Source organism: Streptomyces sp. NPDC005492, assembly GCF_040605995.1.
GTDB lineage: Bacteria > Actinomycetota > Actinomycetes > Streptomycetales > Streptomycetaceae > Streptomyces.
On the sequence record NZ_JBEXDX010000035.1, the window covers coordinates 46,234 to 73,054 of the forward strand.

Here is a 26,821-nt window from a genome sequence, read left to right on the forward strand (position 1 = left end):
GAGGATGACCGTGGCCGACGAGCTCAACCCGGAGACCCCGGAAACCGAGCCTGAAGAGCCGATCAAGAAGCGGAAGAACGGCCTGTACCCGGGCGTGTCCGACGAGTTGGCCGAGAGCATGAAGTCCGGCTGGGCCGACACGGAGCTGCACGACCTGCAGCCGGTCGAGCAGGCCGCGCACACCGCCCGCCGCCGCACCGCGCTCTCCGCGCGCTTCCCGGGCGAGCGCCTGGTGATCCCCGCGGGCAACCTGAAGACCCGCTCGAACGACACCGAGTACCCCTTCCGGGCCTCGGTCGAGTACGCGTATCTGACGGGCAACCTCACCGAGGACGGCGTCCTCGTCCTGGAGCCCACGACCGACGGCCACAAGGCGACGATCTACCTCCTGCCGCGCTCCGACCGCGAGAACGGCGAGTTCTGGCTCTCCGGCCAGGGCGAGCTGTGGGTCGGCCGCCGCCACTCCCTCGCCGAGGCCGAGCAGCTCCACGGCATCCCCGCATCCGACGTCCGCGAACTGCCCGACGCGCTGCGCGAGGCCACCGGTCCGGTCCGGGTCGTGCGTGGCTACGACGCCGGCATCGAGGCGGCCCTGACCGACAAGGTCACCGCCGAGCGCGACGAGGAACTGCGGGTCTTCCTCTCCGAAGCACGCCTGGTCAAGGACGAGTTCGAGATCGGCGAGCTCCAGAAGGCCGTCGACTCCACGGTCCGCGGCTTCGAGGACGTCGTCCGCGTCCTCGACAAGGCCGAGGCGACCAGCGAGCGCTACATCGAGGGCACGTTCTTCCTCCGCGCGCGCGTCGAGGGCAACGACATCGGCTACGGCTCGATCTGCGCCGCCGGCCCGCACGCCACCAACCTGCACTGGGTGCGCAACGACGGCCCGGTCCGCTCCGGCGACCTGCTCCTCCTGGACGCGGGCGTCGAGACGCACACCCTGTACACCGCCGACGTCACCCGCACGCTGCCGGTGAACGGCCGCTTCAGCGAGCTCCAGAAGCAGATCTACGACGCCGTGTACGAGGCCCAGGAGGCCGGTATCGCGGCGGTGCGGCCTGGCGGCAAGTACCGCGACTTCCACGACGCGGCGCAGCGCGTGCTGGCCGAGAAGGTCGTCGAGTGGGGCCTTGTCGAGGGCCCTGTGGAGCGCGTCCTGGAGTTGGGCCTCCAGCGCCGCTGGACGCTGCACGGCACCGGCCACATGCTCGGCATGGACGTCCACGACTGCGCCGCCGCGCGGACCGAGACGTACGTCGAGGGCACCCTGGAGCCCGGCATGGTCCTCACGGTGGAGCCCGGCCTCTACTTCCAGGCCGACGACCTGACCGTCCCCGAGGAGTACCGCGGTATCGGCGTCCGCATCGAGGACGACATCCTCGTCACCGAGGACGGCAACCGGAACCTGTCCGACGGCCTGCCCAGGCGGTCCGACGAGGTCGAGGCATGGATGGCGTCCCTCAAGGGCTGACGGAGCTGATACAAGACTGATGGCCGGGCACACGTGCGGTGCCCGGCCATTCGTGTGCCGGTCGGCGCCGGTCGCACGGCTGTCATATGCCAAGTCGTATGCCTAGGGGGAGGGCTTTTTCGTGAACGACTTCTGGTCCGGCGTCGGGGTCGACCTGCACCTGGAACCCGACCCCGAGGGCGGCCGCCGGGTCGGTCTCGAACGCGCGCTGCGGGACGCCGTACGCGACGGCCGGCTGGCCCCCGGGACCCGCCTCCCGGCCACCCGCCGCCTCGCGACCGAACTCGGCGTCTCCCGGGGCACCGCGAAGGCCGCCTACGACCAGCTCGTCGCCGAGGGCTATCTGACCGCGCGCCAGGGCTCCGGCACCCAGGTCGCCCTGCTGCCCTCGGTCGACGCGGAGGCACCGGGCGCGGCGGCACGCACGCGTGTACCCCGTTTCGACCTGCGGCCCGGCAGCCCGGACGTCGGCGCGTTCCCGGCGGCGGCCTGGCTGCGCTCGCTGCGCCGGGCCATCGCGACGGCCCCCTCCCTGGCGTACGACTACGGCGACCCGCGCGGCCGTGTCGAACTGCGCACCGCGCTGTCGGGCTACCTGGGGCGGGCGCGCGGGGTGATCGCGCCCCCGGAGCGGATCGTGGTCACGTCCGGGTATGTGCAGGGGCTCGCGCTCCTCACGCGTGTGCTCGACGGTTCCCGGGTGGCCATGGAGGATCCCGGACTGCCCTTCCACCGGGAGGTGGTGCGGCACAACGGCGGGCAGGTGGTGCCCGTACGGGTCGACGAACGGGGCGTCCGCGCCGAGGAGTTGGGGGACGCGGTGGCCGTGGTGGTGACACCGGCCCACCAGTACCCGACCGGCGTGACCCTGCACCCCGAGCGCAGACGGGCGCTCACCGACTGGGCACGCGCGCGTGGAGGGCTGATCGTCGAGGACGACTACGACGGGGAGTTCCGCTACGACCGGCAGCCCGTGGGCGCGCTCCAGGGGATGGCGCCGGGGCAGGTCGTCTACCTGGGCACCGCCTCCAAGACGCTCGGGCCCGCGCTGCGGCTCGGCTGGATGGTGCTGCCGCCGCACCTGGTCGACCCGATCGCCGACGCCAAGCTGCACAGCGACCACCACACCGAGACCATCGGCCAGTTGGCGCTCGCGGAACTGATCGACAGCCATGCCTACGACCGTCACGTGCGCGCGTGCCGGCTGCGGTACCGGCGCCGCCGCGACCAACTCCTCGGCCGGCTCGGGGCGCGCAGAAGCGTGCGCGGGATCGCGGCCGGGCTGCACGCGCTGGTGGAGGTGGACGACGAGGAGGCCGTACTGGCGCGGGCCGAGAAGGAGGGCCTCGCGGTCGGTCGGCTCGGGGAACACTGGCACGCGGACGGAGAGCACCCTCAGGGGCTGGTGGTGGGGTACGGGACGCCTCGGGAGCGGGTGTATCCGGAGGCGTTGGAGGTGTTGGGGCGGGTGCTGGAGGGGGCGTGAGGGGATCGGGTCACTCGGCAAATTGGACCAGTGAATGTGATGCCTATTGGGCCTTCTGACGGGTCCAACCTCGCCCTACCGTCGTAGTCATGACGAACTCACTCGTCCCGTCTCCAGGCCCGCAACGCACCCTCGCGCTGGCCCAGTTGACCAACTCCGTCGGTGACGGCGCCTACTACGTGACCGCGGCGCTGTACTTCACCCACGTCGTCGGCCTCGCCCCCGCGCGCGTGGGCCTCGGGCTCACGCTCGCGTGGGCGGTCGGTTCGCTGGTGGGGGTGCCGCTGGGGCGGCTGGCCGACCGGCGGGGGCCGCGCGGTACGGCGGTGCTGCTGGCGCTGGCGACGGGGCTCGCGGTGGCGTCCTTCCTCATCGTGCGGGGGTTCGTGCCGTTCGTGATCGCCGCGTGTGCCTACGCGTCCGCGCAGTCGGGGCTCGCGGCGGCCCGGCAGGCGCTGCTGGCGGGGCTGGTGTCCGCGGGGGAGCGGACCGGGCTGCTGGCGCATCTCCAGTCGACGCTGAACGCGGGGCTCGCGGTGGGCGCGGGCCTCGGCGGCCTCGCGCTGCGGGCGGGGACGCGGTCGGCGTATCTCGGGGTGTTCGCGCTGGACGCGGTGAGTTTCCTGGTCTGCGCGGGGCTGCTGCTGCGGCTGCCGTCGGTACGGGCCGCCGGGGTGCGGAAGCCAGACGGTATCGGTGTCCTGCGGGACCGGCCGTATGCCGTCGTCGCGCTCCTCAACACCGTGCTGCTGCTCCGGATGCCGCTGCTCAGCCTCGGGCTGCCGCTGTGGATCGCCTGGGGGCACCTCCCACGCCCTTTAGGCAGTGGGGGAGGACGGACGCGCCGACCTGGCTGGTCTCGGCGCTGTTCGTGCTCAACACCGCTGCGGTGATGGTCTTCCAGGTACGGACGGCCCGCCGGATCACGGGCCTCGCGTCGGCCACGCGCGCGGTGCGGCGGTCCGGTTGGGTGATGCTGGCGGCCTGCGCGGCCTTCGCCCTGTCGGCGGGAGCGTCGCCGTGGGTGGCCGTGGGCGCGCTGGTGGTCGGCGCGGTGCTCCAGGTCGCCGCCGAGATGAGCCAGTCGGCGGGTTCCTGGCAGCTCTCCTTCGATCTGGCACCGGCCGGCCGGGTGGGCGAGTACCAGAGCTTCTTCGGAACCGGCGTCACCGTGGCCAGGACGATGGGCCCCTTGGTGCTGACCTCCCTCCTCCTGGAGTGGGGCACCCCCGGCTGGCTACTGCTGGGCGGGGCCACGGTGGCGGCGTCGTATGCGATGGGCCCGGCGACACGGTGGGCGGCCGCCGGTCGTGCGGTGGCTGTCGGGCAGCCTGCACTGGCGAGTTGACGACCGATTAGGAGCCCCGCACTTCCGCGAGGGCTCCACACGCGGGTGGAGGTCGGTGTCCTGGAGGGTCCACATGACGGTGAGCAGGGCGTCGAGGCGGGCCTGGATCTCGCTCACCCCGGTCGCACGGACCGTGGCGAGGGTGTCCAAGGCCCGTCGTACGTACGGGAATCCGGTCTTGGCCTCGCCGCCGTGCGAGGGGCGGCACGGGGCGCGATGGGCCACGCGGGTCGGCCGGGCGGCCACGTCGCGCGGGTCGGCCAGGCCCCGCCTGGGGGCCGGTGCCAGTTGCCCGATCAACGCGTCCAGACCGCTCAGTGCGCCGCGTTCGGGTCGTCGTCGTGCAGGATCCGCTGGAACAGGCGGTGGTCCCGCCACTCCCCGTCGATGTGCAGATAGCGCGGCGCCATGCCGATCGGCTCGAAGCCGTTCTTCGCCAGGACGCGTTGGGAGGCCAGGTTGTCGAGTCGGGTGCTTGCCTCCAGTCGGTGCAGCCCGACCCTCTCGCGCGCGATCCTGCACACCCGTTCGACACCGGCAGTGGCCAGGCCGCGGCCCTGCCGGTCGGTGGCGATCCAGTAGCCGAGGGAGGCGCTGCGGAAGGGGCCGAGGACGACGCCAGAGAGGGTGAAGGCGCCGGCGATCCGGCCGTCGGACACGAGGAGCAGGGGTACGAGGCGGCCCGCCGTGTACTCCCGCACCTGCGCCTCCAGGCGCTCGCGCTGTCCTTCGACGGTGTAGAAGGAGTCGGGGCGATACGGCTCCGTGGCCCGCATCCGGTCCCTGTTTTCGACCTGGATGGCGGCGAGGGCCGGGGCGTCGGCGGGCTCGGCGAGCCGCAGTGTCACGTCGTCGGCCAGTTGTTCGGGTCGAATGTCCATCCGCAGATTCTGCCGCCGCGTCACGGGCGAGCACGCACCCGCCTCGGACGCGCCCTCACACCGCCATCAACGGCGCGTCCTTGCGCCACTTGAGGATCTTGTCGAAGCTCACCACCGCGCCGCCCACCCCCGGCTTGTTGCCGATGTGGACGTGGTCGGCGAGTTCCTGGATGAGGCACAGACCCCGGCCGTTCTCCGCCTCACTGGGGGCCGGCCGCACGGACTGCGTGCGGGTGAAGCCGGGGCCCGAGTCGGCCACCTCGATCCGGCACTTCTCCCCGTCGAGATACGCGGTGACCCGGTACGCCTCCGAGGAGGCGCCGTGCGCGGTGTCGCCGCCGTGCTCCACGGCGTTGGCGCAGGCCTCGGTGAGGGCGACGGAGAGGTCGTAGGAGATGTCCGGGTCGACGCCCGCGGTCTCCATCGTGCCGAGGAGCAGTCGCCGGGCCAGCGGAACGCTCGCGGCCTCGCGCCTCAGATGGAGTGACCACCAGATGCTCATGCTCCAGCCTCCCGGCCGCGGCTCGACATACCGATACCTATTGCCGCCAGTGCCCCTGTGTAAGCACGGAGTTGACGTGATGCCGCCCATATGGGGGATGTGTCCCAAACGTAATTGGTGTATCTGGAGGTAGCTCACGCCGGAGAGTGATCTATGTGAGTTACGGCACAGCGCGGTCCCGATGTTGCGGACCTGCCGTATGGCGGCGATAAGGCCGGTGCGATGATGAGCCCGCCATGACTGCCCCCCACCCACGTACGGCGCGCTCCGGCGGTGAGCTCCGGGCCCTGCGGGCCGCGGTGTTCGCCGCGGTCTGTGTCGTGCTGGCCGCGGCCGGTCATGCGATCGCCTCCTGCGCCACCGTCCCGCTGTGGACACTGGGCGCGGGCTTCCTCGCCACCTTCCTGGTGGTGGCCCCGCTCGCCGGGCGCGAGCGCTCGCTGCCGGGGATCACGGCGCTGCTCGCGGTCGGACAGGCCGTGCTGCACACGCTGTTCGGGCTCGGTCAGACGGCCACCACCGTGTCGACCGGCTCCCTCCCGACCTCCGAGGCCACGCTCGTCGCGCGCGCCGCGCATCTGCTGTGCGGAACCACCGCGGCGGCGATCAGCCCGGCGCAGGCCCACCAGATCCTCGCCAACGCACGGCTTCTGCCGGCCTCGGGCTCGATGGGTTCGATGAGCGGCATGGGGTCGATGCACCACCCGGCGGACGCCATGTCCACCTCCGCCGACTCCTCGATGTCGCTGTTCCCGTCCCTGTCCATGCTCCTCGGCCACGTCCTCGCGGCACTCGCCGCGGGCTGGCTGCTGCGGCACGGGGACCTGGCGCTGCGGCGCCTGATGGAACTGTCGGCGCACGGAGTCGCGGAAGGGGCGCTCGTACGCTCCCTGCGCGGGGCGCTCGCCCTGGTGCGCGCCCTGCGGGCCGGGCTGCCGGGGGCGCCCGAAGCGGGCCCGCGCCCATGGCGTACCGCCCTCTTCGCCCCGCCCGCGCCGCACACCACCGCACTCCAGCACTCGGTGATCCGCCGCGGGCCGCCGGCCGCCGCCACACACGTCCTCGCCGCCTGACGCGACGCGACCACCGTCCCGCACTCCTTCCTGGTGCGTGGAGAGGCCGCCGTCGTGCGGCACACGCGCGTGCCCGAGTTTTTCAGCCGGGAAACCACGCGCCCCCTCTTCACCACCGGAACTCACTCGAACTCGAAGTGGAGTGCTCCTTTCCATGAAGGCTTCTCGTATCGCCGCCGCCGCTGCCGTCGCCGGCTCGGCCGTTGTCGTCCTGTCCTCCCCCGCCTTCGCGCACGTCTCCGTGCAGCCGGAGGGCTCGGCCGTCAAGGGCGGCTACGCGGTCGTCGACTTCAAGGTCCCGAACGAGCGCGACAACGCCTCGACCACCAAGCTGGAGGTCACCTTCCCGACCGACCACCCGCTGGCCTCCGTGATGCCGGAACCGATCAGCGGCTGGACCGTCAAGGTCACCAAGTCGAAGCTGGCCAAGCCGGCCGAGATGCACGGCGAGACGATCACCGAGGCGGTCACCAAGGTCACCTGGACCGCGACCGGCAAGGGCGTCGAGCCCGGCTACTTCCAGAAGTTCCCGGTCTCCGTCGGCATGCTGCCCACGGACGCCGACCAACTCGTCTTCAAGGCGCTCCAGACGTACTCCAACAACGAGGTCGTGCGCTGGATCGAGGTCCAGAAGGACGGCGCGGAGGAGCCCGAGAACCCGGCACCGGTGCTCGAACTCACCGCCGCCTCCACCTCCGGCTCGGCCGCCGAGGACGCCTCCGAGAAGACCGAGAACACCGCCGCCGACACCACGTCCGACGCCGGCTCCTCCGACACCACCGCCCGCGTCCTCGGCGTGGTCGGCATCGTCGTCGGCGCGGCGGGCGTGGCGTACGGCGTTCTCGCCGGTCGTCGGCGTACGACCGTCTGAGGCCCGTCCGCCCATGGCGCGCACAGGGGTCCGTGCGACTCTTGCGTACGACCCCGGTGCGCGCCGGAGCTCTCACAACTGGGACATTTTTCCTATGCGCAAGAAGACGTTCGCGGCCGCCGCGCTGCTCGCCGCCGCCACTCTGACGCTCTCCGCCTGCGGCAGCGGCGACGACGGCAAGAGCCCTGTCGCCGTGGTCTCCGAGGACACCGCGACGCAGGCCGCCACCGTGCTCGACACCCCGTTCGAGAAGCCGGACCTGGTCCTCACGGACACGCACGGCAAGAAGTACGACTTCCGGGCGGAGACCAAGGGCCGGCCGACGCTGATCTACTTCGGCTACACCCACTGCCCCGACATCTGCCCGCTGACGATGAACAACATCGCGGTCGCCAAGAAGGCACTGCCCAAGGCCGAGCAGGACAAGCTGCTGGTCGTGTTCGTCACCACCGACCCGGCCCGGGACACCCCGACCGAACTCGGCAAGTGGCTCAAGGGCATCGACACCCAGTTCGTCGGTCTGACCGGCTCCTTCGCCACCATCCAGGCCGGCGCCCGCTCCCTGGGCATCTCCATCGAGCCGACCTCCAAGGACAAGAACGGCAAGCTCGTCTCCGTCCACGGCACCCAGGTCGTCGCGTTCTCCCCCAAGACCAACGGCGGCTATCTCCTCTACGGCCAGGACACCACCGTCGACGACTACACCAAGGATCTCCCCAAGATCATCAAGGGGGAGACACCGTGAGGCCGTTCGCCGTGCCGGTCGCGGTGCTGAGCGGAGCGCTGGTCCTCGCCGGCTGCGGCGGCTCGGACGACGCGAAGGCCCAGCTCTCCGTCGGCTCCGCCTATATACCCCAGCCGGTCTCGGACATGGCGGCGGGCTTCCTGGACATCGCCAACAAGGGCGGCGCGAAGGACGAGTTGACCTCCGTCACCAGCGACGCCGGCCCGGTCTCCGTGCACGAGACGGTCGGTCAGGCGATGGAGCAGGTGAAGTCCCTCGATGTGCCCGCGCACGGTCAACTCGTGTTCAAGAGCGGGGGCAACCACCTGATGTTCGACAAGCTGAAGCACACGCTCAAGCAGGGCGACAACGTGACCGTGAAGCTGCACTTTGCCAAGTCCGGCCCTCTCACGGTTGAGATGCCCGTCAAGTCGGCCACGTACAACCCCACGACCGGGCACTGAGGGAGGGACCCCACCTTGAAGACGACCATCACCCCCAGAGTCCGCAATCTGGTGCTGCTGTTCCTGGCCGTCACCGGCATGCTGTTCGCGGGTGCCGGGACGGCCTCCGCCCACGCCGCCCTGACCGGCAGCGACCCCTCCTCGGGGGTGGTGGTCGACAAGGCTCCCACGCAGGTCTCGCTCACCTTCTCCGAGAAGGTCGCCACGAACGACGACTCGCTGCGCGTGCTCAACCCCAAGGGCAAACGCGTCGACGTCGGCAAACCGTCCAACATCAGCGGGACGACATACGCCGTCCAGGTCCGCAGCGGGCTGCCCGACGGCACCTACACGGTGGCCTGGCAGGTCGTGTCCGCGGACAGCCATCCCGTCGGCGGCGCCTTCACCTTCTCGATCGGCGCCCCCTCGAAGACCACCGTCTCCGCGTCGACCGACCAGGAGGTGGGCGGCGGGCTCGTCGGCGGGCTGTACGGCTTCGGGCGCTACATGTCGTACGCCGGCTTCATCGTGATGGTGGGCGCCGCCGCCTTCGTCCTGGCCTGCTGGCAGCGGGGCGCCGGGGTGCGCGCCCTCCAGCGGCTGGTGGTCTCCGGCTGGGTCTCGTTGACCGCTGCCACGCTCTGGCTGCTGCTCATCCGCGGCTCGTACACGACCACCGGGAAGTTCGGCGACATCTTCGACCTGAACCTCCTCGGCCAGGTCCTCCAGACCAAGACGGGCGCCGCGCTCGTCTCCCGGCTGCTGCTGCTCGCCGCCGCCGCGCTGTTCATCGCCGTCCTGTTCGGGGCGTACGACAAGCGCGAGGACGAGGAGAAGCGGGACCTGACCTTCGGACTCGCCATCGGCGGCGGGGTGGTGGCCGCCGGACTCGCCGCGAGCTGGGCCCTGGCCGAACACGCCTCGACCGGGCTCCAGCCCGGCATCGCGATGCCCGTCGACGTCCTCCACCTGCTGGCCGTAGCGACCTGGCTCGGCGGCCTCGCCGCCCTGCTCGTGGCCCTCTACCGGGCCCCCTCCGACAACCCCGTCGGACGGGTGGCCGTACAGCGCTTCTCGCGCGTCGCCTTCGGCAGCGTCGTCGCGCTGGTCGCGACCGGCGTCTACCAGTCCTGGCGCCAGCTCGGCTCCTGGTCGGCGTTCACGGACACCGGCTACGGCCAACTGCTGCTCGTGAAGATCGCCCTCGTGGCGTTGCTCGTCGGCATCGCCTCGATCTCCCGCCGCTGGACCGGACGGCTCGCGGACACCGCCGAGACGGCCGTAGCGGAAGAGGAAGCCGGGGACTCCGAGCAGGCCGAGGAGCGCGAGCAGGAGAAGGAGCACGTCACGGCGTCCGCCGCGGCCGTCGACTCCAGCGCCAAGGCGTCCGCCGGGTCGACCGCGACCGGTGACTCCAAGCGCGCCGCCCAACTCGCCCGCCAGCAGGCCGCCGTGGACACCGCCCGGCAGAAGCGGCTGCGGGACTCCGATCCGAACCTCTTCGGGCTGCGCCGCTCGGTCCTCGCCGAGGCCGCCGTCGCCGTCGTCGTCCTCGCCGTCACCACGGCCCTGACGGCCACCGAACCCGGCCGCACGGAGGAGGACGCCAAGGCGGTCAAGGCTTCCTCCTCGTCCGCCGCCACCTCGTCCTCCGGCGCACTGACCCTGGACATGTCCTTCGACACCGGAGGCACGGACGGCAAGGGCGTCATACGGGTCGACCTCGACCCCGCGCGGGTGGGCGGCAACGAGATGCACGTCTATGTGCAGCGCCCCAACGGCCGGGCCTTCGACGTCCCCGAGGTGAAGGTCGCCTTCACTCTCGCCGCCAAGAACATCGGCCCGCTGCCCGTGACGCCCGACCGCATCACCACCGGGCACTGGGCCGCGAACGGAATCCAGATCCCCATGGCGGGCCAATGGAAGATCTCGGTGACCGTGCGGACCTCCGACATCGACCAGACGACCGTCGACAAGAACGCGCAGATCGGCTGAACCACGCCATGCCTGACCAGTCCATTCCCGAGGCCCGCATCGTAGAAGCACCTCTTGGGGCCTCTCCTGGGGAGGCCGTTTCCGAAAACGCCTCCCCAGGGGAGGGCGTTTCCCGCCGACGGCTCCTCGGTACGGCCGGTGCCACCGGGCTCGTGCTCGGTGCGGCAGGCGGAGCCGTGGGCTATGCGGCCGCCCCCGCCGGGGCCACACCGCTCACTTCCCTGGGCGCGGACATGGCAATGTTTCACGGGAAACATCAGCCCGGGATCACGGAGGGCCTCCAGGCCCGCGGCCATCTCGTCGCCTTCGACCTGGCGGCGGGCGCGGGCCGAAAGGAGGCGGCGGCTCTGCTGCGCCGCTGGTCGACGACGGCCGAGCGGCTGATGGCGGGTGAACCGGCGGCACAGGACGACACGGATGTCGCCCTGGACGCGGGACCTTCGTCGCTGACGATCACCTTCGGCTTCGGCAACAGCTTCTTCTCCCGTACCGGCCTGGAGAAGCAGCGCCCCGCCTCCCTCGACCCGCTCCCCGACTTCTCCTCCGACCACCTCGACAAGTCGCGCAGCAACGGCGACCTGTGGGTGCAGATCGGCGCCAACGACGCGCTGGTCGCCTTCCACGCCCTGCGCGCGATCCAGAAGGACGCGGGCAGCGCGGCCAAGGTCCGCTGGCAGATGAACGGCTTCAACCGGACACCGGGCGCGACGACGCGCACCATGACGGCCCGCAACCTGATGGGCCAGCTCGATGGCACCCGCAACCCCAAGCCGACCGAGTCCGACTTCGACAAGCGGATCTTCGTGCCGACGTCCGGCTCGACCGACCCGGCGTGGATGGCGAACGGTTCCTACGCGGTCGTACGCCGTATCCGGATGCTCCTCGACGACTGGGAGAAGCTCTCGCTCGGCGCCCAGGAGAACGTCATCGGGCGCCGCAAGTCCAATGGGGCCGCGCTGTCCGGGGGCGGTGAGACGACCGCGATGGACCTGGAGAAGACCGACGCGAAGGGCGCCCTGGTCGTCCCCATCAACGCGCACGCCCGGATCGCCCGCCCCGACCAGAACGGTGGCGCGGCGATGCTCCGGCGCCCGTTCTCGTACCACGACGGCATCGCGGCCGACGGCACCCCGGACGCCGGGCTCCTCTTCGTCTGCTGGCAGGCCGACCCCTTGCGCGGCTTCGTCACCGTGCAGCGGAAACTCGATCGCGGCGACGCCCTGTCGACGTACATCCGGCACGAGGCGAGCGGCCTGTTCGCGGTACCGGGCGGGGCGGCGAAGGGCGAGTACGTGGGGCAGCGGCTGCTGGAGGCGTGAGCCCGTCGCACTATGGGGTGGTGGGCGAGGAAGCGTGTACCGGGTTTCGCAAGGCCCATTAGGGTGAGGTCATGCCAGCCAGCTACGCGTATCTCGGCCCTGAGGGCACCTTCACCGAAGTCGCCCTGCGCACGCTTCCCGAGACCGCGACCCGGGAGCTGATCCCGTACGTGTCGGTGCAGTCCGCCCTGGACGCGGTGCGCACCGGTGAGGCCGAGGCCGCGTTCGTGCCGATCGAGAACTCCGTCGAGGGCGGTATCACCACCACCCTGGACGAGCTGGTCGCGGGCGCGCCGCTGATGATCTACCGCGAGGTGCTGCTGTCGATCACCTTCGCCCTGCTGGTCAGGCCCGGCACGAAGATCTCCGACATCAAGACGGTCTCCGCCCACCCCGCCGCCCAGCCGCAGGTCCGCAACTGGATGAAGGCGAACCTCCCGGAGGCCCTGTGGGAGTCGGCCGCCTCGAACGCGGACGCCGCCCGGCTGGTGCAGGAGGGTCGCTACGACGCCGCCTTCGCCGGTGAGTTCGCCGCCGCCCGGTACGGTCTCGAGGCCCTGGAGACCGAGATCCACGACGCGGAGAACGCCCAGACGCGGTTCGTGCTGGTGGGCAGGCCCGCCCGTCCGGCGGCCCCGACCGGCGCCGACAAGACGTCCGTCGTGATCTGGCAGCGCGACGACCACCCCGGCGGTCTGCGCGACCTGCTCGGCGAGTTCGCCACCCGGGGCATCAACCTCATGCTGCTCCAGTCCCGTCCGACCGGCGCCGGCATCGGCAACTACTGCTTCTGCATCGACGCCGAGGGACACATCTCCGACCGCCGGGTCGCCGAGGCCCTGACGGGGCTCAAGCGGATCTGTCTGCAGGTGCGCTTCCTCGGTTCGTACCCGCGCGCGGACGTCGGTGTGGACGGGGTGCGGCCGCTGTTCCCGGGGACCTCGGACGAGGAGTTCCTGGCGGCGGCCGACTGGGTCGCGCACTGCCAGGACGGCCGTTTCTGACCGGTAGTACCTGCGTATCTTCGTTATCCACAGAAGTTATCCACAGGCCAGCTTCTCGACCTGGGGACAAGTCGACACCGACGGGCGATGCAGTCGACAAATCGCCCTACAGCCCATGATCACGTCCATCGACGCGTAGGTCACTCTTCGTCCACCCGTTTCCTTCGAGCAATCCTATGGAGCGACGCAATTCCACCCGAAAGTGGGTGTGAGGGACGTTTGGGTCGGGAATTCCTCGACCCGTGAGCCCCTTTCGGAATGATCACTTCCGGCATCCACAGATCTTCCACACAGCCTGTGGATAACTCTTCCGGGATGTGGATTCCTGTGGACAACCGCGAGCCCAAGTCCCGTTCTCCACAAGGGATTCGAGTCAACAGGCCGCCTCACGCCTGCCCCCTTCCAGGGAGTGAGGCGTCCTTTTATTGACTCGCTCCGACATGTTTCAACACTCTTCGCAATTACCCCATAACTGGATGTAAGCCGCAGTTCGGAATGCTGAGTCGTGAGCCGGAACCCGGCACCGGTAGCCTGGTCCGCGTGATTGACCTTCGCCTGCTCCGTGAGGACCCCGACCGTGTGCGCGCGTCCCAGCGCGCCCGTGGAGAGGACGTCGCGCTCGTCGACGCTCTCCTGTCCGCCGACGAGCGGCGCAGGTCGTCCGGCGTCCGCTTCGACGAGCTGCGCACCGAGCAGAAGTCGCTCGGCAAGCTCATCCCCAAGGCCTCCGCGGACGAGAAGGCCGAGCTGCTCAAGAAGGCCGGCCAGCTCGCCGCCGACGTCAAGGCGGCCGACGCCGAGCAGCACGAGGCGGACGAGGAGACCAAGCGCCTCGCGCTCCAGCTCGGCAACCTCGTGCACCCCGACGTGCCCGTGGGCGGCGAGGAGGACTTCGTCGTCCTGGAGACGCACGGCACGATCCGCGACTTCGCCGCCGAGGGGTTCGAGCCCAAGGACCACCTGGAGCTCGGCGAGGCGCTGGGCGCCATCGACGTCGAGCGCGGCGCCAAGGTGTCCGGCTCGCGCTTCTACTACCTCACCGGCATCGGCGCCCTCCTGGAGCTGGCGCTGGTCAACGCGGCGATCGCGCAGGCCACCGAGGCCGGGTTCATCCCGATGCTGACGCCCGCGCTGGTCCGCCCGCGCGCCATGGAGGGCACCGGCTTCCTCGGCCAGGCCGCGGAGAACGTGTACCACTTGGAGAAGGACGACTACTACCTGGTCGGCACCTCCGAGGTCCCCCTCGCGGCCTACCACATGGACGAGATCCTCGACGCCGACAAGCTGCCGCTGCGCTACGCGGGCTTCTCCCCGTGCTTCCGCCGCGAGGCCGGCACCTACGGCAAGGACACGCGGGGCATCTTCCGCGTGCACCAGTTCGACAAGGTCGAGATGTTCTCCTACGTCCTCCCCGAGGACGCGGAGAACGAGCACCGGCGGCTCCTGGACTGGGAGAAGCAGTGGCTGACCGGCCTCGAACTGCCCTTCCAGGTCATCGACGTGGCCTCGGGCGACCTGGGCTCGTCGGCGTCCCGCAAGTTCGACTGCGAGGCGTGGATCCCGACGCAGGGCAAGTACCGCGAGCTGACCTCGGCCTCCAACTGCGACAGCTTCCAGGCGCGGCGGCTGTCCGTGCGGCTGCGCGATGGCAAGAAGGTGCAGCCGCTGGCCACACTCAACGGCACGCTGTGCGCCGTACCGCGCACGATCGTGGCGATCCTGGAGAACCACCAGCTCGCCGATGGTTCCGTGCGGGTGCCCGAGGTGCTGCGTCCGTACCTGGGCGGCCGTGAGGTCCTGGAGCCGGTCGCCAAGTGAGCGCCGGCTTCCCCTACAGGCTCATCGCGACCGACCTCGACGGAACGCTTCTGCGGTCCGACGAGTCGATCTCCGGGCGTACCCGGGACGCTCTCGCCGCGGCCACCGCGGCGGGCGCGGCCCATATCGTCGTGACGGGCCGCGCGGTCCCCTGGACCCGGCACATCCTCGACGACCTCGGCTACGACGGCCTCGCGGTCTGCGGCCAGGGCGCCCAGGTCTACGACGCCGGGGAGCACCGCCTGCTGACCTCGGTCACCCTGGGCCGTCAGCTGGCCGGTGTGGCGCTCGCCAAGATCGAGGCGGAGATCGGCCCGCTGTACCTCGCGGCGAGCCGGGACGGCCTGGAGGGCGAGGTGCTGGTCGGCGACGGATACGCGGTCACCGGCTCGCTGCCCTCGACCCCGCTCTCGGACGTGTCCGAGCTGTGGGCCGCCCCACTGAACAAGATCTACATCCAGCACCCGACCCTCACGGACGACGAACTCGCCGAGGCGGCGCTGCTGGCCGCGGGCGGCTTCGTCTCGGTCGCGATGGCCGGCGCGGGCATCGTCGAACTGCTTCCGCTCGGCCTGTCCAAGGCGACCGGTCTCTCCCTCGCGGCCCGCCGCCTGGGCCTGAAGGCCGCCGAGACGATCGCCTTCGGCGACATGCCCAACGACATCGCGATGTTCGCGTGGGCGTCCCGCGGTGTGGCGATGGCCAACGCGCACGAGGAACTCAAGGCGGTGGCCGACGAGGTGACGTCCTCGAACGAGGACGACGGCATCGCGGTGGTGCTGGAGCGGTTGCTCGCGTAGATCTAGGCAACCGCCCCAGCTCGACTGCCCCCTGCGATGGGGGCAACAGGGAAGGCGGCCCACGCGTCCGCAGCGCGTCGCGTGCTCGAAGCGGCCGCCCCGGGCAGCTCCCCGTGATGGGCGACTCGACGGAGGGGTAACTACTCCGGAGACCGCCTCGGGCTGCCCTGAAGGGAGTTGGACGTCCTGTCGTGCATCGACATCGCCCAGCTCCTCTCCCAGTCAGTGGCGCCGGCTGCTCCGGCGTCGACACAACAACTGTGCCTGTACGCCGAGTTGGGCGCCACCGAATAAAAGGGCGGCCGTACGGCGGCTAACGGAGGCGCCACCTGCGCCGACGCGCCTTGCTGAAGAACCAGCCGGCGGGCGGCTCGTCGGAGCGCCAGGGCTGTGGCTCGGGCGACTCGGCGCGCCAGCGGGCCGCGAGCATGCGGGCGCGGGCGGACGGCTCGGCCGTCTCGGCGGAGCGTATGAACTCGTCGTCCAGGACCAGTTGTTGGTCCCAGCCGTCCCCAGGCTCCGCCTGACCGGCGCCGTCCGTTGCCTCTCCAGCCATCCCCGTCCTCCTAGCCGTGCGTCCCCGTTTGTCCAGTGTGCCCGGACAGAGATGAAGTCCCCGTCAAGATCAGGACCTGTCATTCCTCGCCGGCGAGCGTCAGCGAGCGCAGCTTCTGTCCGGCGAACCAGGTGGCTCCCGCGGTGACCGCGACCAGGAACACCGTCGCCGTGGTCAGCCCGACGTCCGAGGTCACCAGGTCGCCGCCGGACACCTTGTGGGCGACGGCCAGGGACCACTGCTGGACGCTGAGCGTGCGGGCACCGGCGACCAGGGAGCCGAACAGGGCCTCCCAGACGAGGGCGTAGACGAGTCCGAAGACCACGGCGTGCCGGGAGACCGTGCCGAGCAGCAGGAAGAGCGCCGCGTAGGCGATGGAGGCGACCAGGGCGGCCACCGTGTAGGCGACGGCGATCTGTTGGCCGTTGCCGTTGAGGATGAGGCCGGCGATCAGCATGGGCACCGCGGAGAACACCATGGTGACGGCGATCGCCACGATCAGCTTGGTGAAGATGATCGTCGGCCGCTTCAGCGGCTTGGACAGCAAGTACACCACCGAGCCGTCGTCGATCTCCGGTCCGATCGCGCCCGTGCCCGCGATGACACCGATGATCGGCACCATCGTGGCGAGGCCGAGGCCGCCCAGGACGTCCACCGCGGTCTGGTCGTCGGCGCCGGTGAGGCCGCGCACCACTACGGCGATCAGGATCAGCAGGGCGGGCAGGGCGCCCAGGATGAGGGCCCGGCGCCGGCCGAGCAGGGCCCGGTAGGTGAGTCGGGCGACTGTGGGGTCGTACATCTCTTGGCCTCCTACGCCGCGACGAGATACGAGAAGACGGATTCGAGCGACTCGTCGGACGGCGAGACCGTGAGCAGCCGGATGCCGTGGTCCCTGGCCACCCGGGGCAGCAGGGCGGTGAACCGGGCGAAGTCGACGGCCTGGATACGCAGCGCGCCCTCGGCCAGGTCGACCTCGATGCCGGAGGTCGACGGGTCGGCGATCAGCGCGGCCGCGAGGGCGCGGTCGTCGCTGGAGCGGACCAGGTAGCGGTGCGGACGGTCGGTCATCAGGCGGCGGATCTTGCGGAAGTCGCCACTGGCCGCGTGCCGTCCGGCGACGACGACCTCGATGTGCCAGGCGAGCTGTTCGACCTCTTCGAGGATGTGGGACGAGAACAGCACCGTGCGGCCCTCGTCGCCCATCCGCCGCAGCAACTCCATGAGTTGCATGCGCTGGCGCGGGTCCATGCCGTTGAACGGCTCGTCGAGCAGGAGCAGCGAGGGGTCGTGGACCAGGGCGCTGGCCATCTTCACGCGCTGGCGCATGCCCTTGGAGTACGTGGAGATCTTGCGGTCCTGCGCGTACTCCATCTCGACCGTGGCCAGCGCCTTCTGGGCGGCCTTGGCGCCCAGGCCGTGCAACTCGGCGTTGGCGACGACGAATTCGCGTCCCGTGAGGAAGTCGTACATGCCCTCGCGCTCGGGGACGATGCCGATGTGCTTGTAGATCTGCTCGTTGCGCCACACCTGCTGGCCGTCGAGGGTGACGGTGCCGGTGGAGGGGGCGAGGAAGCCGCCCATCATGTTGATGAGGGTGGACTTTCCGGCGCCGTTGGGGCCGAGCAGTCCGGTGACGCCGGGACCGACGTTCATGGTGATGTCGTTGACGGCGACCACGTTGCCGAACCAGCGGGAGACGTGGTCGATGGAGAGCGTGGTCACAGGCCCACCTTCCGGTAGCGGCGGATCAGGAGGCCGTAGGTCGCGGCGATGAGGCCCAGGACGGCGAGGACGTAGACGACGCCCTGTCCGTGGCTGGGGCCGACGCCTCCGGGGAACGCCGAAGTGGCGCCCAGGAAGGCCGACTGCAGACCGTCGATGAGGGTGACGGGCGAGAAGAGGCCGATCCAGGGGATGGCGTCCGTGGCGTTCTGCGCGTCGGCGATCGCCTGGAGGGTGGAGACGGCGCCGTAGGAGATGGTCAGTACGGCGATGACGGCCGCGATGCCGAAGCCGCGGCGCGGGGTGACCGACGCGATCACCAGGCCGATGCCGGCGAAGAGCAGGGAGAGAAGGGTCACGGAGACGAGTCCCTGGGCGAAGCCCTTGGTCTGGTCGGCGAAGTCCAGCTTGGCGAGCAGGGCTCCTACGTAGAGCACGATCAGCGGGGCGGCGGTCAGCACGAACATGGCCGAGGCGAGGGCGGCGAACTTGGCCCTTACGTAGTCGGCGGTTTCGATCGGCCGCGAGAAGTACAGCGGGACGGTCTTGAAGCGCAGGTCGCGCGAGACGGACTGGGGTGCCTGGGAGGCCACGTAGAGGCTGATGACGGCCTGCATGATGATCGCGTAGCGCGTGTAGTCGACGGGCAGGTCCTTGGCCTTCGTGGCGACCGCGACGGCCACCATGATGGCCGCGGGCACGCACATGACCACGAACAGGAGCATGGGCAGCACCTTGGACTTCACCGAGCGGCCGAGGCCGTAGGCGCCGCGCAGGGACTGCGAGTAGAGGGAGCGGCGGGCGTAGGCGCGGCCGAGGCGCGGGCCGTCGTAGTTGCGGTAGCCGATGTTGTGGATGCGGGTCTGGTCGCCCGGCTGGGGGACCAGGGGCTGGTCAATTGCCATGGCCTACGGCCTCCTTCCGCTCTGCGTCGCTGTCGGTCTGGGTGTCCGCGTCCGTGAAGACCTCGGAGATGTGGTGCCTGCGCTGCTCCATGCGCACCAGTCCGAGGCCCAGGTCGGCGATCAGGTCGCGGACCAGGTCGTACGTCTCCTCGCCGGTGGCCGTCAGGAGCAGGACATGGCCCGCGCCCGGCAGGCCGCTGCCGTCGTGGGTGTCCACCCCGCGCGCGTGGAGCGCGTCGCGCACCGCGCGGGTGCCGTCCGGGTGCTCGTCGGTGTCGGTGACCTCGATCGCCAGGGTGGTCGTGGTCTGGGTGAAGTCCGTGGTGGAGCTGGAGCGCAGGAGCTTGCCGCCGTCGACCACGATCACGTGGTCGCAGGTGCGCTCCAGTTCGCCCAGCAGGTGCGAGGTCACCAGGACCGAGATGCCGAAGTCCGTGTGGATACGGCGGATGAGGCCGAGCATCTCGTCACGGCCGACCGGGTCGAGGCCGTTGGTCGGCTCGTCCAGGAAGACCAACTGCGGGTCGTGGACGAGGGCCTGCGCGAGCTTGACGCGCTGCTTCATGCCCGTCGAGTAGCCGCCGATGGGGCGGTAGCGCTCCTCGTACAGGCCGACATGGCGCAGCGTGTCCGCGGTCCGCTCACGGGCGGCGGTCGGCGGGAGGCCGGACATGCGCGCCATGTGGACGACGAACTCGGTGGCCGAGACGTCGGGCGGCAGACAGTCGTGCTCCGGCATGTACCCCACGCGCTCGCGGATGGCGGCGCCCTTGGTGGCCACGTCGAGTCCGAGCACTTCGGCTCGGCCCTCGGAGGCGGGGGACAGACCCAGCAGGATCTTGATCAAGGTGGACTTGCCGGCTCCGTTGGCACCGACGAGCCCCGTCACACCGGGTCCGACGTCCACGGAGAGCCGGTCAAGCGCGGTCACCCGGGGGAACCGCTTACTCAGGCTTTCGGTCGCGATCACAGTCACGTCTTCGAAGGTAGTGACGCCGACCACTCCGGTCGTCAACCCGCAGAGCTGTCCTCACATCAGACTCCAGGCGTACGGGTCCGTAGGGGTTCCCCTGCTTGAGGGCTACGCGAGCGACCCGCGCACTTATCCACAGGTGGAGATCAAGGCTATTGACGCAGCCTCCAACAACTGTCACATTCGCCAGTGTCAAGTTACGAGCACGTACCGCAGTCGGTGTGGACAGGTGGGGCGGTGGCATGACTACGGCGGTGACAGGCGAACTCTCCGCGGAACTGCGGGGGTTCAGGGAGGTCCAGCGGCTGGCGTACGAGTGCGCCGAGGCGGTCGCGGCCCGGCTTGAGCCCGGGGTGACCGAGCGCGATGCGGCGCGGATGCAGCGGTCGTGGCTGCGCGCCCGAGGGGTGCGGGACTGGTTCCATCTGCCTTTCGCATGGTTCGGCGACCGCACGGCGTTCACGAACTTCCGGGTGCCGCTGCAGTTCTTCCCCACGGGCCGTCGGCTGGAGCCCGGGATGCCGTTCATCCTGGACATGGCCCCGGTGTACAAGGGCTTCACGGCCGACATCGGCTTTTCGGGCTCCCTGGGGGCGAACGCGGTGCAGGACCGGCTGATGGCCGAACTGGAGGCGCATCGCGCGCTGCTGCTGCGCGAGGTCCGCGAGCGGCGCCCGTTGCGCGAGATCTACGAGGACGTGGACCGCCTCATGGTCCGCCAGGGCTACGCCAACCGGCACCGCGCGTATCCCTTCGGCGTGATCGCGCACAAGGTCGACCGGGTGGCCGAACGCCCTTGGTCCCCGCGGCTGTTCGGATTCGGCACCCAGGCCCTGAAGGGCCTGGCGAGCGACGCGCTGCACGGCCACCGCGAGGGCTGGTCCCCGCTGTGGTCGCCGTACCGCTTCTCCGACCATCCCCCGCACCCGGGCCTGTGGGCGGTCGAACCGCATCTCGGATTCCGGGGCACGGGCGCCAAGTTCGAGGAGATCCTCGTCGTCACCGACTCCAGGGACCCCGAGCAGAGCGCCTTCTGGCTGGACGACGATCTGCCGCACGTGCGGCGCTGGGCGGAGGACAAGTGAGCCTTGAGGGAGCGCGGGAGCGCCGGGTGCGGACCGGTGGAGTCGAGCTGTGCGTGGCCGAGCTGGGGGACCCGTCGCACCCGACGGTCGTCCTGGTGCACGGTTATCCCGACAGCAAGGAGGTCTGGTCCGAGGTGGCCGGCCGCCTCGCCGACCGCTTCCATGTCGTGCTCTACGACGTCCGGGGCCACGGCAGGTCCACGGCTCCGAAGCCGTTGCGGGGCGGGTTCACCCTGGAGAAGCTGACGGACGACTTCCTGGCGGTCGCGGACGCGGTCAGCCCGGACCGGCCGGTCCACCTGGTGGGGCACGACTGGGGGTCGGTGCAGTCCTGGGAGTTCGTCACCGTCGGGCGCACCGAGGGCCGGATCGCCTCCTTCACCTCGATGTCCGGACCGTCCCTCGACCACTTCGGGCACTGGATCAACAAGCGCCTGACCCGGCCCACCCCGCGCCGCGTGGGCCAACTCCTCGGCCAGGGCGCCAAGTCCTGGTACGTGTACCTGCTGCACACGCCCGTGCTGCCCGAACTCGCCTGGCGCGGCCCGCTCGGCAAGCGCTGGCCGAAGATCCTGGAACGCGTCGAGAAGGTGCCGCGCGGCGACTACCCGACCTCGTCGCTGCCCCAGGACGCGGCCCACGGCGCCTGGCTCTACCGGGACAACGTCCGCGCGAGGCTGCGCGGGCCACGCCCCGACGCGTACGCGCACGCGCCCGTGCAGCTCGTCACGCCCCTGGGGGACGCGTTCCTCTCCGAGCGGCTCTACGACGAACTGGAGCTGTGGGCACCGGGGTTGGTGCGCCGTACGCTGCCGGCGAAGCACTGGATCCCGCGGACGCGGCCCGATCAACTGGCTTCGTGGATCGCGGAGTTCGTGACCGCCCACGAGGGCGACGGGCAGGCGGCACCGGCCTCTGTCGTCAAGGCCTCGGGGCGGTACGCGGAGCGGTTCGGCGGGCAGCTCGTGCTGGTCACCGGGGCGGGCAGCGGGATCGGGCGGGCCACGGCGTTCGCCTTCGCCGAGGCGGGGGCGCGCGTGGTGGCCGTCGACCGGGACGCGGAAAGTGCCGCCCGCACCGCCGAGTTGGCGCGGCTGATCGGTGCCCCCGAGGCCTGGGCCGAGACGGTCGACGTCTCCGACGGACAGGCCATGGAGAAGCTCGCCGAGAAGGTCGCCGCCGAGTACGGCGTGGTGGACGTCCTGGTGAACAACGCAGGAATCGGACTCTCCGGTTCCTTCTTCGACACCACCCCGGAGGACTGGAAGAAGGTCCTCGACGTCAATCTGTGGGGTGTGATCCACGGCTGCCGGCTCTTCGGCAGGCAGATGGCCGAGCGCGGCCAGGGCGGCCACATCGTCAACACCGCTTCGGCGGCGGCGTTCCAGCCGTCCAGGGCGTTGCCCGCGTACAGCACCTCCAAGGCGGCCGTGCTGATGCTCAGCGAGTGTCTGCGGGCCGAGCTGTCCGGGCAGGGGATCGGCGTCTCGGCGATCTGCCCAGGCCTCGTCAACACCAACATCACCTCGACCGCGCACTTCGCCGGGGTCGACGCCGACGAGGAGAAGCGGCGCCAGAAGAAGTCCGCGCGACTGTACGGCCTGCGGAACTACCCGCCGGAGAAGGTCGCCGACGCGATCCTGCGGGCGGTCGTCCGCGACGAGGCCGTCGTGCCCGTCACCCCGGAGGCGCGCGGCGCCCATCTGATGTCCCGGTTCGCGCCGCGCGCGCTGCGGGCGTTGGCCCGGTTGGAGCCGCCGCTGTGACCTCCGCACACGAGCACGACACGACCGAGCACCACCCGATCACGCCCCGCAGGGTCTCCTTCGACTGGTCGCGCACGCCCCTGCACTGGATCCCGGACGAGCCGACCGCCACCCATGTCATCAACGTGCTGCATCTGCTGCTGCCCGCGGGGGAGCGGTGGTTCGTGAGGGTCCTCAAGGAGGGCCTGCCGCTGGTCAGGGACCCCGAACTGCTCGCGGACGTCAAGGGGTTCATGGGCCAGGAGGCCACGCACAGCGTCCAGCACGCGCACGTGCTGGACCACCTGGCGGCCCAGCGGCTCGACACGGCCGACTTCACCCGGTACGTGGACTTCCTCTTCGAACGGCTGCTCGGCGAACGCCCGCCGCTCGGCGCGCCGGTGCCGGACGCCGAGTGGCTGCGTTTCCGGCTGGCGGTCGTCGCGGCGATAGAGCAGTTCACGGCGGTGCTGGGCGACTGGATCCTGGCCGCGGAGGCCCTCGACCGGGCGGGTGCCGACGCGATCATGCTCGACCTGCTGCGCTGGCACGGCGCGGAGGAGGTCGAACACCGCGCGGTGGCCTTCGACATGTTCCAGCACTGCGGAGGCCGCGGTCTCCCCCGGTACGCCCGCCGTGTCGCCGGCATGGCGGTCACCGCGCCCGTGATGCTCTACCTGTGGGCCTGGGGCACGGCCTACCTGATGCGCCACGACCCCCAACTCGCCGGACACGTCCGCTACTCGCTCGCCGAGCACAACAGGGCGGTGCGCAAAGGCCTGTTGCCGACCTGGCGCTCGCTCGGCACGGCCGTCCCGCGTTATCTGCGGCGCTCCTACCATCCGTCGCGGGAAGGGTCGTTGAGCCGCGCGGTGGAATACCTGAAGAGGTCACCGGCGGCCCGGGCGGGGGCCGCGTGAGTGCCGGGTCCGGTCCGGGTTCCCGTCCCGGCGAGGGCGCCTACCGCATCGAGGACCTCGCGCGGCTCAGCGGGGCCACCGTCCGGACGATCCGCGCCTACCAGGACCGCGGTCTGCTCCCCCGTCCCGAGCGGCGCGGCCGGGCCAATGTGTACGCCGACGTCCATCTCGCCCGCCTGCACCAGATCGCGGACCTCCTCGACCGCGGCTACGGCCTGGCCTCCATCAAGGAGTTGCTGGAGGCCTGGGACACGGGCCGGGGTCTGGGCGGGGTCCTCGGGCTGGTCGCCGAGGTCGACGGGCCGTGGACGGACGAGGAGGCGGTGCGGATCTCGCGCGCCGAGCTGGAACGGCGCTTCGGCGGCAGCCCGGACGACGCGGCCGTCGCCGAGGCCGTCGCACTCGGCGTCCTGGAGCCGGTCCCCGGTGACACCGATTCCTTCCTCGTGCCGAGCCCCCAAGAGCTGGCGGTGGCCGTGGAGTTGCACTCCTCCGGGGTCCCGCTGTCCGCGATCTCGTCCCATCTGCGGGAGTTGAGGGTCCAGGTCGAGCACATCGCCTCCCGTTTCCTGGAGTTCACCACCGAGCACGTCTTCGCCCGCTACCTCGACGGACCGCACCGTCCGACCGACGCCGACGCGGCCGAGGCGGCCTCGCTGGTACGACGCCTGCGGCCGCTCGCCCAGCAGACTGTGGACGCTGAACTCGCCCGCGCGATGCGCCTGTTCGCCAACCGTTCGCTGCGCGAGCACCTCGGTTCCCAGGAGCCCCGGACGACAGCGCCGACATCACGTTCCGTGGCCGTGCCCGAGGAGACAATTCGGGCGGTGGAGGAGCTGGTTGGCCCGGACCAGGCCGCCACCTTCATCGCTCTGGCAGCCGAACGCGAGTTGCGCGCAAGGGCGTTGGACATGCTCGCGGCAAATCGCCGAGACGCGGCGGACGTTGACGAAGTGGGCTGAATCGACAGGCAGTTGTCCACAGAAACGCCAATTCCCCTGTGGATAACTACAGTTGGTTGTGGATCAAACATCGGCGACAAAAGAAAATGCGTGACGCGTGTCTCGCCCGTCATGCTGAGCGGATGGATGAAAGACGCACCGTGAAGGTGTCGAAGTACCTCTCGAAGCACCTGCGCCATCAGCCCGAGCGGATCGGGCTCACTCTCGACGAGGCCGGCTGGATCGAGATCGACACGCTGATCGCCGCCTGTGCCGCACACGGGTTCCGCTTCAGCCGTCAGGAACTCGACCATGTGGTGGCGACCAACGACAAGCGCCGCTTCGCGATCGAGGGCACCCGTATCCGCGCCAGCCAGGGCCACAGCATCGAGATCGACCTCGGACTGCCCCCGGCCACCCCGCCGCGGCACCTCTTCCACGGCACGGTCGCCCGCAACCTGGAGGCGATCCAGGCCGAAGGGCTCCGGCCCATGAACCGCCACGCCGTACACCTCTCCGCCGACCGCGACACCGCGACCCGGGTCGGCGCCCGCCGCGGTCGCCCCGTCGTGCTCTCCGTGGACGCCGACGCGATGCACAGCGACGGCCATGTGTTCCGGGTCAGCGAGAACGGGGTGTGGCTCACGGAGGCGGTACCCCCGCGGTACCTGCGGTTCCCCGAGGCGCACTGACCCCGCAGAGCCTGAGAAGCAGTGCCCTGTCTGGCCTCGGCCGCGTCGCCCCCGGCATGATCAGAGGTATGGACCACCTCCCCACCACCGAGGCCGCCGTCACCGCCCTGCGTGCCATCGCGGCCGAGTACGCGCGCGAGATCGAGGTCACCCATGACATCGGCGCCGACCAGACCTCGCGCCGCAGTTCCGCGGGTGTCGGTGTCACCACCGATCCGGACGGCTCACTCCCGCACGAAGCTCTCGTCGAGTTCGGCGGAGTACCGCGCGTCAGAGTGCTGCTCTATCCCGAGGACGACGCCCTGATCACGGTCGAGGGCATCGACTGCCCCGACATCGCCCGCGACGACGTCCCTGTCTTCCTCCGCTCCGTCTTCGGCGGCCTCGCCCACGTCAAGACCCGCCGTTTCCCGCCCGGATGCCACCTGATCGTGCCGCTGCCCGGCGACAGGGTGCACAAGGAGTGGATCTCGATGATCGGCCTCACGCCCTGGCTGAGCAGCCGCGTGCGGTGAGGGTTTCACGTGAAACACGGACGGCCGCATAGCCTGGACGCCATGAACCTGCGCCTGAGCACCGTGATCCTCCCGTACCGCCGCTGGAACGAGGGGAGCCGCGAGGCATGGCAGCGCGCGGAGCAGCTCGGCTTCCACACCGCGTACAGCTACGACCATCTGTCCTGGCGCACCTTCCGGGACGGTCCGTGGTTCGGTGCCGTACCGACGCTGACCGCCGCCGCGGGCGTCACGGAGCGGATGCGGCTTGGGACGCTTGTCACCTCGCCGAACTTCCGGCATCCGGTGACCCTCGCCAAGGAACTCATCTCCCTCGACGACATCTCCGACGGACGGATCACGCTCGGCATCGGCGCGGGCGGTACCGGGTTCGACGCCACCGCGCTCGGACAGGAACCGTGGACACCGCGGGAGCGTGCCGACCGGTTCGGGGAGTTCGTACCGCTGCTGGACCGGCTGCTCACCGAGGACTCGGTGTCGTACGAGGGTGACTTCTACTCGGCGCACGAGGCCCGGAACATTCCGGGGTGTGTGCAGCGGCCCCGGCTGCCGTTCGCGGTGGCGGCCACCGGTCCCCGCGGTCTGCGACTCGCCGCTCGCTACGGGCAGGCCTGGGTGACCACCGGCGACCCCCGGCTGTTCGAGAGCGGCACTCCTGAGCAGTCGGTTCACGCCATGCGCGGGCAGGCCGAGAAGCTGGCCGACGCCTGCGCGGCGATCGGCCGGGACGCGACCGAGGTCGACAAGATCCTGCTCACCGGTTTCACCCCGGACCGCGCCCGTCCGCTGGAGTCACTCGGCGCCTTCGTCGACTTCGCGGGTCGGCACCAGGAACTGGGCTTCACCGACATCGTGATCCACTGGCCCGTCCCGGACTCCGACTTCGCGGCGGACGAGAAGGTCTTCGAGCAGATCGCGATGGAAGCCCTCACCCAACTCCGCTGACCCGGTGGGCACAACGGCACCTGGATCGCGGGCGCAACGGCCCTGGTGAGGGCAGTAACCACTCACCTGTGCGCACTCCCGCACGGG

25 protein-coding genes and 2 pseudogenes are annotated in these 26,821 nt (G+C 70.5%); 19 read left to right on the forward strand and 8 right to left on the reverse strand.

Features of this window, described 5'->3' with window-relative positions; all coding sequences use genetic code 11:
* Positions 1 to 4 precede the first annotated feature (4 nt).
* The 3 genes and pseudogenes from ABZT04_RS33980 to ABZT04_RS33990 all read left to right on the forward strand — a co-directional run bounded on the left by ABZT04_RS33980 (position 5) and on the right by ABZT04_RS33990 (position 4,305).
* Positions 5 to 1,471: an aminopeptidase P family protein gene (locus ABZT04_RS33980; RefSeq protein ID WP_356061076.1), complete on the forward strand. Its 1,467-nt coding sequence runs from the start codon at positions 5 to 7 to the stop codon at positions 1,469 to 1,471.
* A 121-nt stretch (positions 1,472 to 1,592) separates the two neighbouring features.
* Positions 1,593 to 2,957 (forward strand): PLP-dependent aminotransferase family protein, encoded by a 1,365-nt coding sequence (locus ABZT04_RS33985; protein WP_356061078.1) that lies wholly within the window; start codon positions 1,593 to 1,595, stop codon positions 2,955 to 2,957.
* 89 nt (positions 2,958 to 3,046) lie between these two features.
* Positions 3,047 to 4,305 (forward strand): annotated as a pseudogene (locus tag ABZT04_RS33990) (MFS transporter).
* A gap of 2 nt (positions 4,306 to 4,307) precedes the next feature.
* Here ABZT04_RS33990 and ABZT04_RS33995 read toward each other — a convergent pair.
* From ABZT04_RS33995 to ABZT04_RS34005, 3 genes and pseudogenes are all read right to left on the reverse strand, one after another.
* A pseudogene (locus ABZT04_RS33995) lies at positions 4,308 to 4,557 on the reverse strand (2-(5'-triphosphoribosyl)-3'-dephospho CoA synthase); the annotation flags it as partial.
* Between the two features lie 62 nt (positions 4,558 to 4,619).
* Positions 4,620 to 5,186, reverse strand: coding sequence for a GNAT family protein (locus ABZT04_RS34000; protein WP_356061080.1), 567 nt, complete (start codon positions 5,184 to 5,186; stop codon positions 4,620 to 4,622).
* Positions 5,187 to 5,241: 55 nt separating this feature from the next.
* Positions 5,242 to 5,688 carry an ATP-binding protein gene (locus ABZT04_RS34005; protein ID WP_355910452.1) on the reverse strand — a complete coding sequence of 149 codons (447 nt, stop codon included), beginning with the start codon at positions 5,686 to 5,688 and terminating at the stop codon, positions 5,242 to 5,244.
* A 236-nt stretch (positions 5,689 to 5,924) separates the two neighbouring features.
* Between ABZT04_RS34005 and ABZT04_RS34010 the strand changes: the two genes are divergently transcribed.
* The 9 genes from ABZT04_RS34010 to ABZT04_RS34050 all read left to right on the forward strand — a co-directional run bounded on the left by ABZT04_RS34010 (position 5,925) and on the right by ABZT04_RS34050 (position 15,735).
* The gene (locus ABZT04_RS34010; protein WP_356061082.1) at positions 5,925 to 6,761 is read left to right on the forward strand and encodes a hypothetical protein; all 837 of its coding nucleotides are present in this window, start codon (positions 5,925 to 5,927) and stop codon (positions 6,759 to 6,761) included.
* A gap of 154 nt (positions 6,762 to 6,915) precedes the next feature.
* Entirely contained in the window at positions 6,916 to 7,632 is a 717-nt protein-coding gene (locus ABZT04_RS34015) for a YcnI family protein (protein ID WP_356061084.1), read from the forward strand.
* Positions 7,633 to 7,726: 94 nt separating this feature from the next.
* Positions 7,727 to 8,377: an SCO family protein gene (locus tag ABZT04_RS34020; protein ID WP_356061086.1), complete on the forward strand. Its 651-nt coding sequence runs from the start codon at positions 7,727 to 7,729 to the stop codon at positions 8,375 to 8,377.
* Positions 8,374 to 8,820: a copper chaperone PCu(A)C gene (locus ABZT04_RS34025; protein ID WP_356061088.1), complete on the forward strand. Its 447-nt coding sequence runs from the start codon at positions 8,374 to 8,376 to the stop codon at positions 8,818 to 8,820. Before ABZT04_RS34020 ends, ABZT04_RS34025 begins: the two co-directional genes overlap by 4 nt.
* 15 nt (positions 8,821 to 8,835) lie before the next feature.
* The gene (locus tag ABZT04_RS34030; protein ID WP_356061091.1) at positions 8,836 to 10,794 is read left to right on the forward strand and encodes a copper resistance protein CopC; all 1,959 of its coding nucleotides are present in this window, start codon (positions 8,836 to 8,838) and stop codon (positions 10,792 to 10,794) included.
* Between the two features lie 8 nt (positions 10,795 to 10,802).
* Positions 10,803 to 12,113 carry an iron uptake transporter deferrochelatase/peroxidase subunit gene (gene efeB / locus ABZT04_RS34035; protein ID WP_356061093.1) on the forward strand — a complete coding sequence of 437 codons (1,311 nt, stop codon included), beginning with the start codon at positions 10,803 to 10,805 and terminating at the stop codon, positions 12,111 to 12,113.
* 71 nt (positions 12,114 to 12,184) lie between these two features.
* Positions 12,185 to 13,117, forward strand: coding sequence for a prephenate dehydratase (gene pheA, locus ABZT04_RS34040; protein ID WP_356061095.1), 933 nt, complete (start codon positions 12,185 to 12,187; stop codon positions 13,115 to 13,117).
* Positions 13,118 to 13,657: 540 nt separating this feature from the next.
* Positions 13,658 to 14,935, forward strand: a complete 1,278-nt coding sequence (gene serS / locus ABZT04_RS34045) for a serine--tRNA ligase (protein WP_356061097.1) — start codon at positions 13,658 to 13,660, stop codon at positions 14,933 to 14,935.
* Complete coding sequence (locus ABZT04_RS34050; RefSeq protein WP_356061099.1) at positions 14,932 to 15,735, forward strand: HAD family hydrolase; 804 nt, start codon at positions 14,932 to 14,934, stop codon at positions 15,733 to 15,735. Before serS ends, ABZT04_RS34050 begins: the two co-directional genes overlap by 4 nt.
* Positions 15,736 to 16,048: 313 nt before the next feature.
* Here ABZT04_RS34050 and ABZT04_RS34055 read toward each other — a convergent pair whose 3' ends face one another.
* From ABZT04_RS34055 to ABZT04_RS34075, 5 genes are all read right to left on the reverse strand, one after another.
* A complete protein-coding gene (locus ABZT04_RS34055; RefSeq protein ID WP_355910421.1) occupies positions 16,049 to 16,291 on the reverse strand; it encodes a hypothetical protein in 243 nt (80 codons plus the stop codon).
* A gap of 79 nt (positions 16,292 to 16,370) precedes the next feature.
* Positions 16,371 to 17,090: an ABC transporter permease gene (locus ABZT04_RS34060; protein WP_356061101.1), complete on the reverse strand. Its 720-nt coding sequence runs from the start codon at positions 17,088 to 17,090 to the stop codon at positions 16,371 to 16,373.
* A gap of 11 nt (positions 17,091 to 17,101) precedes the next feature.
* Positions 17,102 to 18,013 (reverse strand): ABC transporter ATP-binding protein, encoded by a 912-nt coding sequence (locus ABZT04_RS34065; protein ID WP_356061103.1) that lies wholly within the window; start codon positions 18,011 to 18,013, stop codon positions 17,102 to 17,104.
* Complete coding sequence (locus ABZT04_RS34070) at positions 18,010 to 18,918, reverse strand: ABC transporter permease subunit (protein WP_356061105.1); 909 nt, start codon at positions 18,916 to 18,918, stop codon at positions 18,010 to 18,012. Before ABZT04_RS34070 ends, ABZT04_RS34065 begins: the two co-directional genes overlap by 4 nt.
* On the reverse strand, positions 18,908 to 19,888 hold the full coding sequence (locus ABZT04_RS34075) for an ABC transporter ATP-binding protein (RefSeq protein WP_356061154.1): 981 nt from the start codon (positions 19,886 to 19,888) through the stop codon (positions 18,908 to 18,910). The genes ABZT04_RS34070 and ABZT04_RS34075 overlap by 11 nt, the downstream gene beginning before the upstream one ends.
* Before the next feature lie 245 nt (positions 19,889 to 20,133).
* Between ABZT04_RS34075 and ABZT04_RS34080 the strand changes: the two genes are divergently transcribed.
* From ABZT04_RS34080 to ABZT04_RS34110, 7 genes are all read left to right on the forward strand, one after another.
* Positions 20,134 to 20,976 (forward strand): M24 family metallopeptidase, encoded by an 843-nt coding sequence (locus ABZT04_RS34080; RefSeq protein WP_356061108.1) that lies wholly within the window; start codon positions 20,134 to 20,136, stop codon positions 20,974 to 20,976.
* Complete coding sequence (locus tag ABZT04_RS34085) at positions 20,973 to 22,742, forward strand: SDR family oxidoreductase (RefSeq protein ID WP_356061110.1); 1,770 nt, start codon at positions 20,973 to 20,975, stop codon at positions 22,740 to 22,742. Before ABZT04_RS34080 ends, ABZT04_RS34085 begins: the two co-directional genes overlap by 4 nt.
* The gene (locus tag ABZT04_RS34090) at positions 22,739 to 23,641 is read left to right on the forward strand and encodes a metal-dependent hydrolase (RefSeq protein ID WP_356061112.1); all 903 of its coding nucleotides are present in this window, start codon (positions 22,739 to 22,741) and stop codon (positions 23,639 to 23,641) included. The genes ABZT04_RS34085 and ABZT04_RS34090 overlap by 4 nt, the downstream gene beginning before the upstream one ends.
* Entirely contained in the window at positions 23,638 to 24,603 is a 966-nt protein-coding gene (locus ABZT04_RS34095) for a MerR family transcriptional regulator (protein WP_356061114.1), read from the forward strand. Before ABZT04_RS34090 ends, ABZT04_RS34095 begins: the two co-directional genes overlap by 4 nt.
* A gap of 122 nt (positions 24,604 to 24,725) precedes the next feature.
* Positions 24,726 to 25,274, forward strand: coding sequence for an RNA 2'-phosphotransferase (locus tag ABZT04_RS34100; protein WP_356061116.1), 549 nt, complete (start codon positions 24,726 to 24,728; stop codon positions 25,272 to 25,274).
* 56 nt (positions 25,275 to 25,330) lie between these two features.
* Complete coding sequence (locus ABZT04_RS34105; protein ID WP_356061118.1) at positions 25,331 to 25,789, forward strand: hypothetical protein; 459 nt, start codon at positions 25,331 to 25,333, stop codon at positions 25,787 to 25,789.
* Positions 25,790 to 25,831: 42 nt separating this feature from the next.
* Positions 25,832 to 26,734, forward strand: coding sequence for an LLM class flavin-dependent oxidoreductase (locus ABZT04_RS34110; protein WP_356061120.1), 903 nt, complete (start codon positions 25,832 to 25,834; stop codon positions 26,732 to 26,734).
* Positions 26,735 to 26,821 lie beyond the last annotated feature (87 nt).

Bases quoted from the DNA above. Each gene is read 5' to 3' on its own strand.
- ABZT04_RS33980 (WP_356061076.1), top strand. From the start codon at position 5: ATGACCGTGGCCGACGAGCTCAACCCGGAGACCCCGGAAACCGAGCCT.
- ABZT04_RS34000 (WP_356061080.1), bottom strand. From the start codon at position 5,186: ATGGACATTCGACCCGAACAACTGGCCGACGACGTGACACTGCGGCTC.
- ABZT04_RS34005 (WP_355910452.1), bottom strand. From the start codon at position 5,688: ATGAGCATCTGGTGGTCACTCCATCTGAGGCGCGAGGCCGCGAGCGTT.
- ABZT04_RS34010 (WP_356061082.1), top strand. From the start codon at position 5,925: ATGACTGCCCCCCACCCACGTACGGCGCGCTCCGGCGGTGAGCTCCGG.
- ABZT04_RS34015 (WP_356061084.1), top strand. From the start codon at position 6,916: ATGAAGGCTTCTCGTATCGCCGCCGCCGCTGCCGTCGCCGGCTCGGCC.
- ABZT04_RS34020 (WP_356061086.1), top strand. From the start codon at position 7,727: ATGCGCAAGAAGACGTTCGCGGCCGCCGCGCTGCTCGCCGCCGCCACT.
- efeB (WP_356061093.1), top strand. From the start codon at position 10,803: ATGCCTGACCAGTCCATTCCCGAGGCCCGCATCGTAGAAGCACCTCTT.
- pheA (WP_356061095.1), top strand. From the start codon at position 12,185: ATGCCAGCCAGCTACGCGTATCTCGGCCCTGAGGGCACCTTCACCGAA.
- ABZT04_RS34055 (WP_355910421.1), bottom strand. From the start codon at position 16,291: ATGGCTGGAGAGGCAACGGACGGCGCCGGTCAGGCGGAGCCTGGGGAC.
- ABZT04_RS34060 (WP_356061101.1), bottom strand. From the start codon at position 17,090: ATGTACGACCCCACAGTCGCCCGACTCACCTACCGGGCCCTGCTCGGC.
- ABZT04_RS34070 (WP_356061105.1), bottom strand. From the start codon at position 18,918: ATGGCAATTGACCAGCCCCTGGTCCCCCAGCCGGGCGACCAGACCCGC.
- ABZT04_RS34080 (WP_356061108.1), top strand. From the start codon at position 20,134: ATGACTACGGCGGTGACAGGCGAACTCTCCGCGGAACTGCGGGGGTTC.
- ABZT04_RS34100 (WP_356061116.1), top strand. From the start codon at position 24,726: ATGGATGAAAGACGCACCGTGAAGGTGTCGAAGTACCTCTCGAAGCAC.
- ABZT04_RS34105 (WP_356061118.1), top strand. From the start codon at position 25,331: ATGATCAGAGGTATGGACCACCTCCCCACCACCGAGGCCGCCGTCACC.
- ABZT04_RS34110 (WP_356061120.1), top strand. From the start codon at position 25,832: ATGAACCTGCGCCTGAGCACCGTGATCCTCCCGTACCGCCGCTGGAAC.